14 protein-coding genes are annotated in these 15886 nt (G+C 53.7%); 6 read left to right on the top strand and 8 right to left on the bottom strand.

The window, feature by feature from the left end; genetic code table 11:
• The first annotated feature begins 32 nt into the window (after window positions 1-32).
• Complete coding sequence (gene aceK / locus HU143_RS21015) at window positions 33-1784, top strand: bifunctional isocitrate dehydrogenase kinase/phosphatase (protein ID WP_023226547.1); 1752 nt, start codon at window positions 33-35, stop codon at window positions 1782-1784.
• On the opposite strand, the gene HU143_RS21010 is transcribed toward aceK, so the two are convergent.
• Window positions 1748-2155, bottom strand: coding sequence for an ASCH domain-containing protein (locus tag HU143_RS21010; RefSeq protein ID WP_010989091.1), 408 nt, complete (start codon window positions 2153-2155; stop codon window positions 1748-1750). The genes aceK and HU143_RS21010 overlap by 37 nt on opposite strands.
• A 10-nt stretch (window positions 2156-2165) precedes the next feature.
• Window positions 2166-2990: a glyoxylate bypass operon transcriptional repressor IclR gene (iclR, locus tag HU143_RS21005; protein ID WP_023226546.1), complete on the bottom strand. Its 825-nt coding sequence runs from the start codon at window positions 2988-2990 to the stop codon at window positions 2166-2168.
• Between the two features lie 304 nt (window positions 2991-3294).
• On the opposite strand from iclR, the gene metH reads away from it, so the two are divergent.
• The gene (gene metH, locus HU143_RS21000; RefSeq protein ID WP_051129181.1) at window positions 3295-6978 is read left to right on the top strand and encodes a methionine synthase; all 3684 of its coding nucleotides are present in this window, start codon (window positions 3295-3297) and stop codon (window positions 6976-6978) included.
• Between the two features lie 256 nt (window positions 6979-7234).
• A complete protein-coding gene (locus tag HU143_RS20995) occupies window positions 7235-8866 on the top strand; it encodes a Na/Pi cotransporter family protein (protein ID WP_000956811.1) in 1632 nt (543 codons plus the stop codon).
• A gap of 75 nt (window positions 8867-8941) precedes the next feature.
• Here the strand turns inward: HU143_RS20995 and pepE are convergent, their stop codons facing one another.
• Window positions 8942-9631 (bottom strand): dipeptidase PepE, encoded by a 690-nt coding sequence (pepE, locus tag HU143_RS20990; RefSeq protein ID WP_000421776.1) that lies wholly within the window; start codon window positions 9629-9631, stop codon window positions 8942-8944.
• A 71-nt stretch (window positions 9632-9702) separates the two neighbouring features.
• Here pepE and HU143_RS20985 point away from each other — a divergent pair, with 71 nt between their 5' ends.
• From HU143_RS20985 to rluF, 3 genes are read left to right on the top strand one after another with little or no spacing between them, the layout of a single operon-like run.
• On the top strand, window positions 9703-9804 hold the full coding sequence (locus HU143_RS20985) for a hypothetical protein (RefSeq protein WP_001594821.1): 102 nt from the start codon (window positions 9703-9705) through the stop codon (window positions 9802-9804).
• A 34-nt stretch (window positions 9805-9838) separates the two neighbouring features.
• On the top strand, window positions 9839-10378 hold the full coding sequence (locus HU143_RS20980) for a DUF2058 domain-containing protein (protein ID WP_001096724.1): 540 nt from the start codon (window positions 9839-9841) through the stop codon (window positions 10376-10378).
• Window positions 10379-10424: 46 nt separating this feature from the next.
• Complete coding sequence (gene rluF / locus HU143_RS20975; RefSeq protein ID WP_023226544.1) at window positions 10425-11294, top strand: 23S rRNA pseudouridine(2604) synthase RluF; 870 nt, start codon at window positions 10425-10427, stop codon at window positions 11292-11294.
• On the opposite strand, the gene HU143_RS20970 is transcribed toward rluF, so the two are convergent.
• The 5 genes from HU143_RS20970 to HU143_RS20950 form a co-directional block, all read right to left on the bottom strand.
• On the bottom strand, window positions 11291-11563 hold the full coding sequence (locus tag HU143_RS20970; protein ID WP_001207628.1) for a DUF3811 domain-containing protein: 273 nt from the start codon (window positions 11561-11563) through the stop codon (window positions 11291-11293). The genes rluF and HU143_RS20970 overlap by 4 nt on opposite strands.
• Window positions 11564-11625: 62 nt before the next feature.
• On the bottom strand, window positions 11626-12384 hold the full coding sequence (locus HU143_RS20965) for a DeoR/GlpR family DNA-binding transcription regulator (protein WP_001068171.1): 759 nt from the start codon (window positions 12382-12384) through the stop codon (window positions 11626-11628).
• Window positions 12371-13234 carry a Cof-type HAD-IIB family hydrolase gene (locus tag HU143_RS20960; RefSeq protein ID WP_023226543.1) on the bottom strand — a complete coding sequence of 288 codons (864 nt, stop codon included), beginning with the start codon at window positions 13232-13234 and terminating at the stop codon, window positions 12371-12373. Before HU143_RS20960 ends, HU143_RS20965 begins: the two co-directional genes overlap by 14 nt.
• A gap of 16 nt (window positions 13235-13250) precedes the next feature.
• Window positions 13251-14090, bottom strand: a complete 840-nt coding sequence (locus tag HU143_RS20955) for a hypothetical protein (RefSeq protein ID WP_000472332.1) — start codon at window positions 14088-14090, stop codon at window positions 13251-13253.
• Between the two features lie 23 nt (window positions 14091-14113).
• On the bottom strand, window positions 14114-15703 hold the full coding sequence (locus HU143_RS20950) for a hypothetical protein (protein ID WP_023226542.1): 1590 nt from the start codon (window positions 15701-15703) through the stop codon (window positions 14114-14116).
• Window positions 15704-15886: the final 183 nt, after the last annotated feature.

The following is a 15886-nucleotide window of genomic DNA, read 5'->3' as shown; positions in this document are numbered from 1 at the left end:
CGGCATGACGTGGTGCCGGATGAGGGAAAAAAATGCCGCGTGGCCTGGAATTACTGATTGCTCAAACCATCCTGCAAGGCTTTGACGCGCAGTATGGTCGATTTCTGGAAGTGACTTCCGGCGCGCAGCAGCGTTTTGAACAGGCCGACTGGCACGCCGTCCAACAGGCGATGAAAAGCCGTATCCACCTCTATGATCATCATGTGGGTCTGGTGGTGGAGCAACTGCGCTGTATTACCGATGGCAAAAGTACCGACGCGGATTTCCTTTTACGCGTTAAAGAGCATTACACCCGGCTGTTGCCGGATTACCCGCGCTTCGAGATTGCGGAGAGCTTTTTCAACTCCGTTTATTGCCGGTTATTTGACCACCGCTCGTTAACACCCGAGCGGTTGTTTATTTTCAGTTCGCAACCGGAGCGTCGCTTCCGTACTATCCCGCGCCCGCTGGCCAAAGACTTCTTTCCCGATCACGGTTGGGAGCCGCTGTTGATGCGCATACTCAGTGATTTACCGCTGCGTCTGCCCTGGCAGAATAAAAGCCGGGATATCCGCTATATTATTGCGCACCTGACTGAAACACTGGGCGAGGACGCGCTACCTCGCTGCCATGTCCAGGTGGCGAACGAGTTGTTTTACCGTAATAAAGCGGCCTGGCTGGTAGGTAAATTAACCACACCTGACGGTACGCTGCCGTTTTTATTGCCGATTCATCGCACTGATGAGGGTGAACTGTTTGTCGATACCTGCCTGACCACCACGGCAGAAGCGAGCATTGTGTTTGGTTTTGCCCGCTCTTATTTTATGGTGTATGCGCCGCTGCCTGCCGCGCTGGTTGAGTGGTTGCGTGAAATCCTGCCGGGTAAAACCACTGCCGAACTGTATATGGCGATTGGCTGCCAGAAACATGCGAAAACCGAAAGCTACCGCGAATATTTGTGTTATCTGGCTGAAAGCAATGAGAAATTCATTGAGGCGCCTGGCATCCGCGGCATGGTGATGCTGGTGTTTACCCTGCCAGGTTTCGACCGGGTATTTAAAATCATTAAAGACAAATTCGCCCCGCAGAAAGAGATGTCTGCCGCCCATGTGCGTGCCTGTTATCAACTGGTAAAAGAGCATGATCGCGTCGGTCGTATGGCGGATACCCAGGAGTTTGAGAATTTCGTACTGGATAAACGGCAAATCGATCCGGCGCTGATGGCGCTGTTACGGCAAGAAGTGCCAGAGAAGATTACCGAGCTTGGGGAACATATCGTCATTCGCCATCTCTATATTGAACGGCGCATGGTGCCGCTCAATATCTGGCTGGAACAGGTAGAAGGCCAGCAGTTGCGCGATGCGATAGAAGAATATGGTAATGCGATTCGCCAGCTTGCCGCCGCTAATATTTTCCCCGGCGATATGTTGTTTAAAAACTTTGGCGTTACCCGTCATGGCCGCGTGGTGTTCTACGACTACGATGAAATTTGCTACATGACGGAAGTGAATTTCCGCGATATTCCGCCAGCGCGTTATCCGGAAGACGAACTGGCCAGCGAACCCTGGTATAGCGTCTCGCCGGGTGATGTTTTCCCGGAGGAGTTTCGCCACTGGCTGTGTGCCGATCCGCGTATCGGGCCATTGTTTGAAGAGATGCATGCCGACCTGTTTCGCGCCGATTACTGGCGCGCGCTACAGACGCGTATTAAAGAAGGGCATGTAGAAGATGTGTATGCCTATCGTCGCCGCCAGCGCTTTAGCGTGCGTTACGGCGCGATCTCAAGTACGGCGAACTCTTCGTAAACCAGTTCCATCTCCGGCGACCAATTACCCTCGCGCTCAAAAAAGGCCCGGTGTGCCGCTTGCCAGTACGCCAGGCTAAGATCGCCTTCGCCTTCCAGTGCGGCGAGATCGGCGCTCATCTCGTTAAAACGGATCAGCCTGAGCGCCAGCGTGCGTATGACGCACACGGCGTCGCCTGTGCCGTTGAGCACAATGTGATATGACCCGGGCGTGACAGGGGGCTGCTCTTTCTGATAGCTAACCAGCGAGCTACAGGTGCCACGCTTTTTACCGGCGACCACTAGCGCCGCCAGCTCGTCGGCCAGCGCCGGCGAATCACCGAAAGACCAACAGAAGGCCTGTGGGTACTTCTCCTGCCAGTATAATTTCAGGCTGCTCATTTCAGCGAGTTCCACCATAGGCCAGCGTCACCTCTTTCGCCGCTTTAATCACCATGGCGCCAAGTTCGGTGACGCGATCGTCGGTAATGCGTGAGCAGGGGCCGGAAATAGAGAGGGCCGCAAACGGTTCGCGGTGTTCGTCATAAATACACGAGGCCACGCAGCGCAGACCGAGCGCATGTTCTTCGTCGTCAAAGGAATAGCCGCGCTTGCGTGTTTGGGCGAGGTCATCTTTCAGATGGATCGGCGATACCAGCGTCGCATGGGTATAAGCGTGCAACCCCTTGCGGTGCAGCAGACTGGTAACCTGTTCCTCACTGAGCTGTGATAAAAACGCCTTGCCCGCGCCAGAGGCGTGCATGGGCAGCTTGCCGCCAATAGGGGCGGACATGCGCATCAATTGTGTGCACTGCACCTGGTCGATAATAATAGCCTGATGGTCGCTCTGGTCGAGTACGGCAAGGTTTACCGTTTCGCCGGAGTCCTCCATCAGCTTGCGCAAAATCGGATGGACAATCGCCAGCAGATTACGGCTCTGTAAGAAGCTGCTACCGACGATAAACGCGTGTGCGCCTACGGCCCAGTGACCCAGCTCACCAACCTGGCGGACAAAACCCTGTTGCTGCATGGTGGTGAGTAGACGGTGAGTCGTGGAATTAGGCAAACCCGCCTGTTGCGCCAGTTCGGTCAGCGCCACGCTGCCGTTGGACTCGGCAATCCACTCCAGCAGCTTCAGACCACGGGTTAATGACTGAACCTGCCCGGTTACGGGTGCAGTGGTAGCGGCAGGTTTTCTCCCGCGTTTCGCGGGAATAGGGGCAACCATGGCAGACTCCTTTTTCTGTATCGTGGAAATCATTTTCGTTTTATTCAATTATAATGCAAGAGTTCCTGAACTGATCGGATGAGTGACATCACAGGATGCCCGATGGCGCTTCGCTTATCAGGCCTACGCTTTGGGAGCTGCCAAAGTAATTTGTAGGCTGGATAAGGCGCTTGCGCCGCCATCCGGCAAAGCGACAGAAGTGGGTGGCAAGCTGAACATGTCTCATGTTGCCCGTTGTTCTCTTTTCCGCCAGCACGCTTTGTGCCAGTATGGCTCGTTACGTGGAGCGTTGTCGGGAGCGAGTGTGAGCAGCAAAGTTGAACAACTGCGTGCGCAGTTAAATGAACGTATTCTGGTGCTGGACGGCGGTATGGGCACCATGATCCAGAGCTATCGTCTACATGAAGAAGATTTCCGCGGGGAGCGCTTTGCCGACTGGCCCTGCGACCTGAAAGGCAACAATGACCTGCTGGTCCTCAGCAAGCCGGAGGTGATCGCCGCTATCCACAACGCCTACTTTGAGGCTGGCGCGGATATCATCGAAACCAACACCTTTAACTCGACAACCATTGCGATGGCGGATTACCGGATGGAATCCCTGTCGGCGGAAATTAACTATGCGGCGGCCAAACTGGCGCGCGCCTGCGCCGATGAATGGACGGCGCGAACACCAGAAAAACCACGCTTTGTTGCGGGCGTGCTTGGTCCAACTAACCGCACGGCCTCCATTTCGCCGGACGTCAACGACCCGGCGTTTCGTAATATCACCTTCGATCAGCTGGTGGCGGCCTACCGTGAATCCACCAAAGCGCTGGTGGAAGGCGGGGCGGACCTGATCCTGATTGAAACCGTCTTCGACACCCTCAACGCCAAAGCGGCGGTGTTTGCGGTGAAAGAAGAGTTTGAAGCGCTGGGCGTTGATCTGCCGATCATGATTTCCGGCACCATCACCGACGCCTCTGGTCGTACCCTCTCCGGCCAGACGACCGAAGCCTTTTATAACTCGCTGCGCCACGCCGAGGCGCTCACTTTTGGCCTTAACTGCGCGCTGGGGCCAGATGAACTGCGCCAGTACGTCCAGGAACTGTCGCGGATTGCCGAATGCTACGTCACCGCGCACCCGAACGCCGGCCTGCCGAACGCTTTCGGCGAGTACGACCTCGACGCCGACACCATGGCGAAACAGATTCGCGAATGGGCGGAAGCGGGCTTCCTGAATATCGTTGGCGGCTGCTGTGGCACTACGCCGGAGCATATCGCCGCCATGAGCCGCGCCGTTGCCGGTTTGCCGCCGCGCCAGCTGCCGGATATCCCGGTCGCCTGCCGCCTTTCCGGCCTGGAGCCGCTGAACATTGGCGACGATAGCCTGTTTGTCAACGTCGGCGAACGTACTAACGTCACCGGCTCGGCCAAATTTAAACGCTTGATCAAAGAAGAGAAATACAGCGAAGCGCTGGATGTCGCCCGTCAGCAGGTAGAAAGCGGCGCGCAGATTATTGATATCAATATGGATGAGGGGATGCTCGACGCCGAAGCGGCGATGGTGCGTTTCCTCAGCCTGATTGCCGGTGAGCCGGACATTGCCCGTGTACCAATCATGATCGACTCCTCCAAATGGGAGGTTATCGAAAAAGGGCTGAAGTGCATTCAGGGTAAAGGCATCGTCAACTCTATTTCGATGAAAGAGGGCGTGGAAGCCTTTATTCATCATGCGAAGTTGCTACGTCGCTACGGCGCCGCAGTGGTGGTGATGGCTTTTGATGAGCAGGGGCAGGCCGACACCCGCGAACGTAAAATCGAGATTTGCCGCCGCGCTTACAAAATTTTGACCGAAGAGGTAGGCTTTCCGCCGGAAGACATCATCTTCGACCCGAATATCTTCGCCGTCGCCACCGGTATTGAAGAGCACAACAACTACGCGCAGGACTTTATCGGCGCTTGTGAAGACATCAAACGCGAGCTGCCGCACGCGCTGATCTCCGGCGGCGTGTCTAACGTGTCCTTCTCGTTTCGCGGCAACGACCCGGTACGTGAGGCTATCCACGCGGTATTCCTCTACTACGCCATCCGCAACGGCATGGACATGGGCATCGTCAACGCCGGGCAACTGGCGATTTATGACGACCTGCCTGCCGAACTGCGCGATGCAGTTGAAGATGTCATTCTTAACCGTCGCGATGACGGAACCGAGCGTTTGCTGGATTTGGCGGAGAAATATCGCGGCAGCAAAACCGACGAGGCTGCCAGTGCCCAGCAGGCGGAATGGCGTAGCTGGGACGTGAAAAAGCGTCTCGAATACTCGCTGGTGAAAGGCATTACCGAGTTTATCGAACAGGATACCGAAGAAGCCCGTCAGCAGGCCGCCCGCCCGATTGAGGTGATTGAAGGGCCGCTGATGGACGGCATGAACGTGGTCGGCGACCTGTTCGGCGAAGGGAAAATGTTCCTGCCGCAGGTGGTGAAATCCGCTCGCGTGATGAAACAAGCGGTGGCCTACCTGGAGCCGTTTATTGAAGCCAGCAAAGAAAAAGGTTCCAGCAACGGCAAGATGGTGATCGCCACCGTGAAGGGCGATGTGCACGATATTGGTAAAAATATCGTCGGCGTGGTGCTGCAATGCAACAACTACGAAATCGTCGATCTCGGCGTGATGGTGCCAGCGGAGAAAATCCTCAGAACGGCGCGTGAAGTGAATGCCGATCTGATTGGTCTTTCCGGGCTTATCACCCCGTCGCTGGACGAAATGGTCAACGTGGCGAAAGAGATGGAGCGTCAGGGCTTTACTATCCCGCTACTGATCGGCGGCGCAACCACTTCGAAAGCGCATACGGCGGTGAAAATCGAGCAGAACTACAGCGGTCCGACGGTCTACGTGCAGAATGCTTCGCGTACCGTGGGCGTGGTGGCGGCGCTACTCTCCGACACCCAGCGCGATGACTTTGTCGCCCGTACCCGCAAAGAGTACGAAACCGTGCGTATTCAGCACGCCCGCAAAAAACCGCGCACGCCGCCGGTCACGCTGGAGGCGGCGCGCGATAACGATCTGGCATTCGATTGGGAACGCTACACCCCGCCGGTAGCCCACCGTCTGGGCGTGCAGGAGGTGGAAGCCAGCATCGAAACTCTGCGCAACTATATCGACTGGACGCCGTTCTTTATGACCTGGTCGCTGGCCGGGAAGTATCCGCGCATCCTCGAAGATGAAGTGGTGGGCGTTGAGGCGCAGCGTCTGTTTAAAGACGCCAATGATATGCTGGATAAACTGAGCGCGGAGAAGCTGTTGAATCCGCGTGGCGTGGTGGGCCTGTTCCCGGCGAACCGTGTGGGTGACGACATCGAAATCTATCGCGACGAAACCCGTACTCATGTTCTGACGGTCAGCCACCACCTGCGCCAGCAGACCGAGAAAGTTGGTTTTGCTAACTACTGTCTGGCGGATTTTGTCGCGCCGAAACTGAGCGGCAAAGCGGACTACATCGGTGCTTTCGCGGTGACCGGCGGTCTGGAGGAGGATGCGCTGGCGGACGCCTTCGAAGCGCAACACGACGACTATAACAAGATCATGGTGAAAGCGATTGCCGACCGTCTGGCGGAAGCGTTTGCCGAGTATCTGCATGAGCGTGTACGTAAGGTTTACTGGGGATATGCGCCGAACGAGAGCCTGAGTAACGACGAATTAATCCGCGAAAACTACCAGGGGATTCGCCCGGCGCCGGGTTATCCTGCCTGCCCGGAACATACCGAAAAAGGCACTATCTGGCAGCTACTGGATGTCGAAAAACACACCGGGATGAAGCTCACCGAATCTTTCGCCATGTGGCCTGGCGCGTCGGTCTCCGGCTGGTACTTCAGCCATCCTGAGAGCAAATACTTCGCGGTAGCGCAGATCCAACGCGATCAGGTGACAGATTATGCTTTCCGTAAAGGAATGAGCGTTGAGGACGTTGAGCGGTGGCTCGCGCCGAACCTGGGTTACGATGCGGACTGATTCATAAAATCGTCACTTTTCCTTACAACATACAAGGCACTCATTGGGTGCCTTGTCTCTTTCTTACAATTAAACCCTTATACTGAAGGAAGGCTCTACGCTGAATTTGCCGGATGGCGGCGTAAACGCCTTATCCAGCATGTATGGTAAGCCTGGTGGCGTGCAACGCCACCAGGCCTTAACGCTGTGCGCCATCAGGCAATTTATCGCAAGTGAGCTTCAGGAAAACGTATAACGATAAGGAGAACCTGACGCCGTGTTAACTTTGCTCCATCTACTTTCTGCCGTTGCGCTGTTGGTATGGGGAACACATATCGTTCGTACTGGCGTAATGCGCGTGTTTGGCGCGCGTCTACGCACTGTCCTCAGCCGCAGCGTGGAAAAGAAACCGCTCGCCTTTTGTGCGGGTATCGGTGTTACCGCGCTGGTACAAAGCAGTAACGCCACCACTTTATTGGTAACGTCGTTTGTCGCCCAGGATCTTGTCGCCCTGACGCCAGCTCTGGTGATTGTGCTGGGCGCCGATGTGGGTACTGCGCTAATGGCGCGTATTCTCACCTTTGACTTGTCGTGGCTATCGCCGCTGCTGATTTTTATTGGCGTGATTTTCTTTTTGGGACGTAAGCAGTCCCGCGCCGGGCAGCTGGGTCGCGTCGGTATCGGGCTTGGCCTGATTCTACTGGCGCTGGAGCTGATTGTGCAGGCAGTGACGCCGATCACTCAGGCTAATGGCGTGCAGGTCATTTTCGCGTCGCTGACGGGCGACATTATGCTGGATGCGCTGATTGGCGCGATGTTCGCTATTATCAGTTATTCCAGCCTGGCGGCGGTGTTGCTGACGGCGACCCTGACGGCGGCGGGGATTATATCGTTCCCGGTGGCGTTGTGCCTGGTCATCGGCGCCAATCTGGGATCGGGCTTGTTGGCGATGCTCAACAACAGCGCCGCCAATGCTGCCGCGCGTCGCGTAGCGCTCGGCAGCCTATTGTTCAAATTGATCGGCAGCCTGGTCATCCTGCCGTTTGTCCATCCGCTGGCGAATCTGATGGATGAGCTATCGCTACCGAAGTCAGAGCTGGTGATCTATTTCCACGTTTTCTATAACCTGGTGCGCTGCCTGGCGATGGTGCCATTTGCCGAGCTGATGGCGCGTTTTTGTAAACGAATTATTCGTGATGAGCCTGAACTGGATACCCATCTGAAGCCGAAACATCTGGATGTCAGCGCGCTGGATACGCCAACGCTGGCGCTGGCTAATGCTGCCCGTGAGGTGTTGCGCATTGGCGATGCGATGGAACAGATGATGGAAGGGCTAAAAAAGGTCATGCACGGCGAGCCGCGTGAAGAGAAAGCGCTGCGCAAGCTGGCGGATGACGTTAACGTGCTCTACACCGCGATTAAGCTTTATCTGGCGCGAATGCCAAAAGACGAGCTGGCGGCGGAGGAGTCCCGCCGGTGGGCGGAGATTATTGAGATGGCCCTGAACCTCGAACAGGCGTCGGATATTATCGAGCGAATGGGCAGCGAGATTGCCGACAAGTCGCTGGCGGCGCGTCGGGCATTTTCAGAAGAAGGATTGAAAGAGCTGGATGCGCTTTACGATCAACTGCTCAGTAATCTGCAACTGGCGATGTCGGTCTTTTTCTCCGGCGATGTCACCAGCGCCCGTCGGTTGCGCCGCAGTAAACATCGCTTCCGTATACTTAATCGCCGATACTCACATGCGCATGTCGACCGCCTGCACCAGCAGAACGTGCAAAGCATTGAAACCAGCTCGCTCCATTTAGGGCTGCTGGGCGATATGAAGCGTCTTAACTCACTGTTCTGTTCGGTCGCCTATAGCGTACTGGAACAGCCGGATCAGGACGAGGAACGGGGCGAGTATTAAGTGAAATGCCGGATGGCGGGGCCTACGGAGAACATGCGCGTAGGCCCGCCATTCGGCATTCAATGTGGCCAGGGATTAAAAGCGATGACCCGCTTCCAGCGCCACGGCCTCTTCGCCTGCTTTAAACACCCAGGTGGTATTCGGGCCGCCGAGAACCGCCTGGCCGTTGCTCACCTGAATCCAGTTACCTTCCGGCAAACCAATCACTGTCAGTTCCGGCGCGACCACCAGCAGTTCGCGAATACGCTGCTCGCGGGTCTCGCCCTTATGACCTTCCGGCAAGGCGTTAGTGAAGTGAGGATTAATTTGCAGCGGGAACAGATCCAGCGCGTCGAAACCGTTTGGATCGACGATCGGCATATCGTTGGTCGTGCGGATAGTCGGGCAGGCAAGGTTGGCGCCTGCGCTCCAGCCGATATACAGCGCGCCGCGTTTTACCCTGTCCGCCATCGGCGCCAGCAGCCCGCGTTCACGCGATTCTTTCAGTAGCTGAAAGGTATTTCCGCCACCGACAATAATGATTTCCGCTTTCTCAATCGCCGCAAGCGGATCGGCGACACGATGAATCCCTGTGACGTTTATCCCTAATGGCGCAAGCACCTCTGCGGTTTTATCCGTGTACTCGTCCCATGTTTGCGTGACGCCGGCAAACGGAATAAACACGGCTGAGCGTCGACCGTTCAACTGATTCGCTATCAGCGGCAGAGCGTGTTCCAGCCAGGCTTTACCCGGCAGCGTCGAGTTACTTAATAAAAGCAGTTCCATTACTTCTCCACCTCATCAGGAAATGTCAAAACGTAATAATGCTACCATTATCCATTTAATGTCTTACTGATATGGCTCATGATGTTATGCGTGTCACAGGCAACGCACGGTCGCTAAAAGTGACGACAGGCCAGATCTGCCATCTGGTATCGCCTGAAAAATTACAGGTATAATCCGCAAAATTATTTAACACGTTTAGAGACGAAAATGGCAAAACTGACCTTACAAGAGCAACTGCTACAAGCGGGATTAGTGACCAGCAAAAAAATGGCCAAAGTCCAACGCACGGCTAAAAAATCACGCGTTCAGGCTCGTGAGGCCAGAGAAGCGGTGGAAGAAAATAAAAAGGCGCAACTTGAGCGTGATAAACAACTCAGTGAACAGCAAAAACAAGCGGTTTTAGCGAAAGAGTTTAAAGCTCAGGTTAAGCAACTTATTGAAATGAATAGAATCAATGTATCTAAAGGCGATATTGGTTTTAACTTCACCGATAATAACGTCATCAAAAAAATAGACGTGGATAAGCTCACTCAGACGCAACTGATTAATGGGCGTCTCGCGATTGCGCGCCTGGTTATCAATAACAGCGGTGAATGTGAATATGCGATTATTCCCGCGAGCGTCGCCGATAAAATCGCACAACGAGATGCGGACAGTATTGTCGTAAACAGTGCGCTGAGTCAGGAAGAGCAGGACGAAGATGATCCGTATGCCGATTTTAAAGTTCCTGACGATTTGATGTGGTAAGTCACATTCCCGACGTTTATGTAGAAAAATTTCTCAGAGAGTAAATATGCTGACCGACACATCTACCCGGCTTAATAAATATATCAGTGAAAGCGGCATCTGTTCGCGTCGCGAGGCGGACCGTTTTATCGAACAGGGCAATGTCTTTATCAACGGCAAACGCGCCGCCATTGGCGATCAGGTAGTCGCAGGGGATATTGTTAAAGTAAATGGTCGGTTGATTGAGCCGCGAGAAGCGGATGATTTAGTGCTGATTGCGCTGAATAAACCGGTTGGCATTGTCAGTACCACTGAAGACGGCGAACGCGACAATATTGTCGATTTTGTGAACCACAGCAAACGTATCTTCCCGATTGGTCGTCTGGATAAAGACTCGCAGGGGCTGATATTTCTGACTAACCACGGCGATCTGGTCAATAAGATTCTGCGTGCCGGTAACGATCACGAAAAAGAGTATCTGGTGACGGTGGATAAACCGATTACCGACGAGTTTATTCGTGGTATGGGCGCTGGCGTGCCGATTCTGGGTACCGTCACCAAAAAATGTAAGGTGAAAAAAGAGGCGCCGTTTGTCTTTCGCATCACCCTGGTGCAGGGATTAAACCGTCAGATCCGTCGTATGTGTGAATACTTTGGTTATGAAGTGACGAAACTGGAGCGTACGCGCATTATGAACGTCAGCCTGAGCGGGATTCCGCTGGGCGAGTGGCGCGATCTGACGGACGATGAGCTGATCGATCTGTTTAAATTGATTGAGCGTTCCTCTTCCGAAGCCAAACCAAAGGCCAAAGCGAAGCCGAAGACCACGGGTATTAAGCGACCGGTTATTGCGATCGAAAAAAGCAATGAGAAAGCGCGCCCGGCATCAAGCGGTAAGCGCTTTACCTCGCCGGGACGAAAGAAGAAAGGACGTTAACGTCTGCCGCGCGTCGGCGTATTCGCCGACCAGGAGAATGACGCTTCCGTATCGGGTTTATACGCCTGCTTTTTCTTCAACTGGCGGGCTTTTTTCGCTTCAGCCTCACGCAGCGCCATCAGCTTATCGATGTACTCCTTTTTTACGCTGTTGGTCTCAGAATTGGTCAGCGGACGACCGTGCGCAATACGGGCGCGGTCCAGCAACGTTTTCAGTTCGCGCTGTTCGCGCTCGGTCATCTCTTTTTGGGTAATGCGGGGGAGTGCCATACGGGTGCCCTCAGTTAGCCGATGCATTTAGTCTACGGCAATACGCAACGGGCGGATAGCGCTCAGTCAGCAATCCGCAGCTTTCCGGCGAAATCCTGTGGCGTATAACCCGTTGACGTAAATCCTTTATCCGTGATGATGTTATCGATTTCTTTTACGCTTGCGATGCACATCACACCGTCCTGACCAAATTTGGTATGGTCGGCGAGAATCACTGATTTTTTGCTCATCGCAATCATGGCTTTGGCAACGTAGGCTTCTTCAAAGCTCTTCACCAACACGCCATGCTGGGGAGAAATGCCGCCAGCGCCAATAAAACAGATATCCGCGTGAATTGCGTTAATCTGCTGACATACCGAGACGCCGAGATTAGCGCGAAAATGGTAATCATATTCGCCGCCTAATACATACACGCGGGCCTGCAGGTTATGCTCTTTAATTTTATCGGCAATCAGTGCTGAATTGGTAATCACGGAAAAAGCGAGAGGCGGTAATTGCTCGGCCAGAATAAGGTTAGTTGTACAGGAATCAATAAACAATGTATCCCGTTCACTGACCATTTCGGCGGCAAGTTTGCCAATCGCTATTTTCTCTTCGCGATGCGCCTCTATTCTTGCGCTAAACGCATCCTCCTGGACAACTTGCTTTTTGACCGCGCCCCCATGAATCTTAGTGATTTTGCCTTCTGATTCCAGTAAGGAGAGATCGCGACGAATGGTTTCCGAGGTGACGTTGAGCATTTCCGATAATTTAATAACGGTGACTTCACCGAATTTGTTTAATTCATCAAGAATATGTTTTCGTCTTTTAATTGGATTCATTATCTTTCGCCGCCGTCAACCTTTGGCGCATGGTAACTGGATGCGTAAGGCAACGCAACCACTCCAACGCATGGACGATACCCTCCTCATCATTCGTGGCAGTCACATAGCCGGCCTGCCGCTTTACTGCATCCGGCGCGTTGCCCATTGCGATGCTGATTCCGGCGGCGGCAAACATGCTGACATCATTCTGCTGATCGCCAATCACGACCACCTTGTCAGAAGATATATTTAAATAATGAATTAATTGTTCTATTATGCACCCTTTATTTACATCGGTTCTTTGAATATCAATATAATTTTCTCCCGTGACGACCGCATAATATCCATAAGGCAGGTGATTATTCACTTCTGTACACAGTGTATCTATCTCCGAAGATGCGGCAACAAGGGTAATTTTATATATATCGCGACGATTAAAGATATTTTCTGTAGTTTCAGTTATAAGCGGCAACCCAAATAAACGGGCTTCATATGTTGTCCAGGGCGCAATCAGTCTATCGTCACGATGGTGAATTGCTTCGGCGCTAAAAAAATGGTGGTGATAGCGGGAAAGAGAAATATGCTGGTCAATATTCCACAGATCTGTGGCGGACAACGGAGCAGAATGAATAATGCGCTGCCCCGCCATCTCCAGCAGGTGTCCGCAGTTAAAACCGGCGCACCAGCTAAACAACGTATCAACCTGTTGCTGGCGTAGCAGGCGTACCATTGAGGAGACCGGTCTGGCGGAACATGCCGCCAGTAGACCACCGTTCTGGCGGAACGCAATCAGCGCCTGGCGCGTGCGCGGGCTGATTGTTTTCTGCGAGGTGAGTAATGTTCCATCCAGATCGGTGATTAACAACATCTCTCGTTCCCTGATATCAATGAACAATAAACGGCGTAACGGCTTCTTTGGCGGCGTTGCACACCATGTTGTCGATAGCCGTACCGACCACCAGAATGTTGACTCCGGTATCTTTAAACGCTTTCGCGTTGGCGAGGTTAATCCCGCCTTCCGCCAGCGTCGGAACATCCACCGCGCCGACCAACGCCCGCAGGCGATCTTTAATCATCTGCGGGATATCGCCTGCCGCTACGCCTTCATAGCTCATGCCGGTCATCAGACCAATCATGTCCACGCCGATATCCTGCATCCGCTTCGCCACGCTGGCGACCTCTTCCGGCGTGCGCGCAGGAATACCGAAAGTATGCAGATCGTCAGGATGGCCAATGTAGGCATCGACGGTCAGACCATATTGATGGGCGAGATTAACGATGTCCTGCAGATCGTCCCAGTCGGATTTATGCGTATGTAAACCGTCGGCTCCAGCGCGGGCAATCTCCAGAATTTCCGTTTCGCTGAGCGGCACCGGTAAGGTTTCGGTAAAACCGCCGGCGATACCAACGGTGATAAAAATATCGTCCGGGACCACATTACGAACACCGTGTACGGCCTCAGCCATCTGGCTATTGGTGATTTCGTGACGAATCTGCTCCGCCGCGTGCATGTTGCTCACGCCTTTGTGTCCACGCGCCAGCGCCAACGCAGGGTGGTTCGGCTCCAGCAGCTTAACGCCAGCCTCACACACGGCTTTCGCCAGGCGTGCATCGTCGCCAGTTATTCCTGTGCTGAGGATAGTTTGCCCACCGTGAAGCGTGATGGCTTCTTTCACTTTCTGTAACGCTTTGGCGCGTTTTTTATTCATATCGCCTTTAAACATGGTGTACCTCTGGTGTTGGTGCATTAATTAACGGCTGTCGTTGTTGATTCGCTCTGTACGACAGGTTTGAAACGGTTAGCAATAATGGTGGTAAGGCAGGTCATCGCCATTGTGGCAATCATTACGATGGCCATCTGGAGCGCATTGCTGGATAAGAACGGTGAGGCGAAAGCCGGAACATAGGCCACGCCTTTGACGTTAAAAAAGCCCAGCATCATGCCGCCCATTCCGGCCCAAAAAATGGCGGAGCCAAAAACAATTTTGTTGGCGAACATGAAGGGATAGGCGGATTCAACAAAGGTGCCAAAACCCAGGTTAATGAGCAGGCCCGGCGTAGCAACGGCAGCTTCGCTTTTTTCACGCGGGGCGATCACATTGGCAAGGTTAATACCTGCGGCCACCATCACCAGACCGACCATATCGACCGCGCCGAGGAAGCTGACGCCGGATTTTTCCATCTCCAGCAGTACCAACGGCAGGATCACCGCGTGATAGACGCCGCCGAGAATGGCAGGCCAGATAACCAGACCAGCCAGCAGCCCGGCAAGAATTGGGCTGAATGCCAGCGTGCTTTCGATAGCCAGTTTGATGTAATTACCCGCAGATAGCGCCAGCGGACTCAGCAGATAGTGCATGATTAACCCAGCGGCAAGGCCCGATATCCCACCGGCGACGATGTTGACGGTAGTCATTGGGAAGCGCCAGTTCAGGCACAGCTCGAACAGCCAACGGACGAAAATCCCCGCCATTACACCGCCGATAATGCCGCCGATCAGTCCGCCCTCTACGGAAAGCACGCCAGCGACGACCCCAGCCACAATTGAAACTTCATCCAGTTCGGAAATCTGTTTTGCCGCCAGTACCGCGACTAACACTGGCAGACCTTTTAGTAATATTTCAAAGATATCGTTAAGTTTTTCCAGTCCTGGTATGTGGCTCAGGGCGAGTACAATCGCCATGGCGATAAAGCCTGGTAGCGCAGGGATCATGATGCTACGAATGTTAAAACGTTTGAGCAGGCTTTTTCCGGAACCGCTCTGCGAGGGCGAAGCGCTACCCAACTGTGGTTTGTACTTGATACCCCAATGTTTACATAGTGACGCCACGAAGGAGACGGCGCGGGTACGGCTGGTGGTGCCGGTTGTTCCGGAGGTCGCGACCACATTCGCCCCCTTTGCCGCCACCAGCGCCATGGAGGTTCCCCCGGTGCCGACAATCGGTGTTTTCATCTCAACGGCGGTGGCAAAAACGGCCTGGTTCGCCTTTACCGGATCGGCGCTCATTACCACGATCCCATCGATCTCACCGCGGCGGATCATCTCAGCGATTCGGCGATCGCTTTCTACTACCGAGGTGTTTACCTCCGAAAGCTTACCCTGAAATATGCGCTGTGGTTTTTGTTGGTTTTCTGTGGTTAATGCATAAACCGATGCCGGGGTATCCGGTTTGGCGACGTCCATCGAGGCCTCTGCCGCGATAAATTGTACGGCGGCCACATTCACGCCCGCAGCCTCACACTGCTGATAAATCTCCTGGAGTAACTTCTCTGGCTCGGCGCCACCCAGGTTGTAGAGGTTGCCTCCACTGCTTCCAATAATCGCAATTTTTTTCATAGCGGCCTCAAATAGGGTAAGGGGGTTATCTGTGTTGTAGTGCAATCATAATTCCAACTAAAACAAAATAAAGCAACAATGAAAAAATGGTTTTATACCAAACGATCTCAATTTTTAAAGGTAAGTTATTAAAATATAATGATCAATTTGTGTTTTTGCTTTATGTTGTTTTGTGTGGTTTTG

The sequence above is a fragment of the Salmonella sp. SJTUF14076 genome (assembly GCF_015534835.1).
GTDB lineage: Bacteria > Pseudomonadota > Gammaproteobacteria > Enterobacterales > Enterobacteriaceae > Salmonella > Salmonella enterica.
Note: the sequence above shows the minus strand (reverse complement) of the source record. Positions and strands in the feature narration are given on the sequence as shown.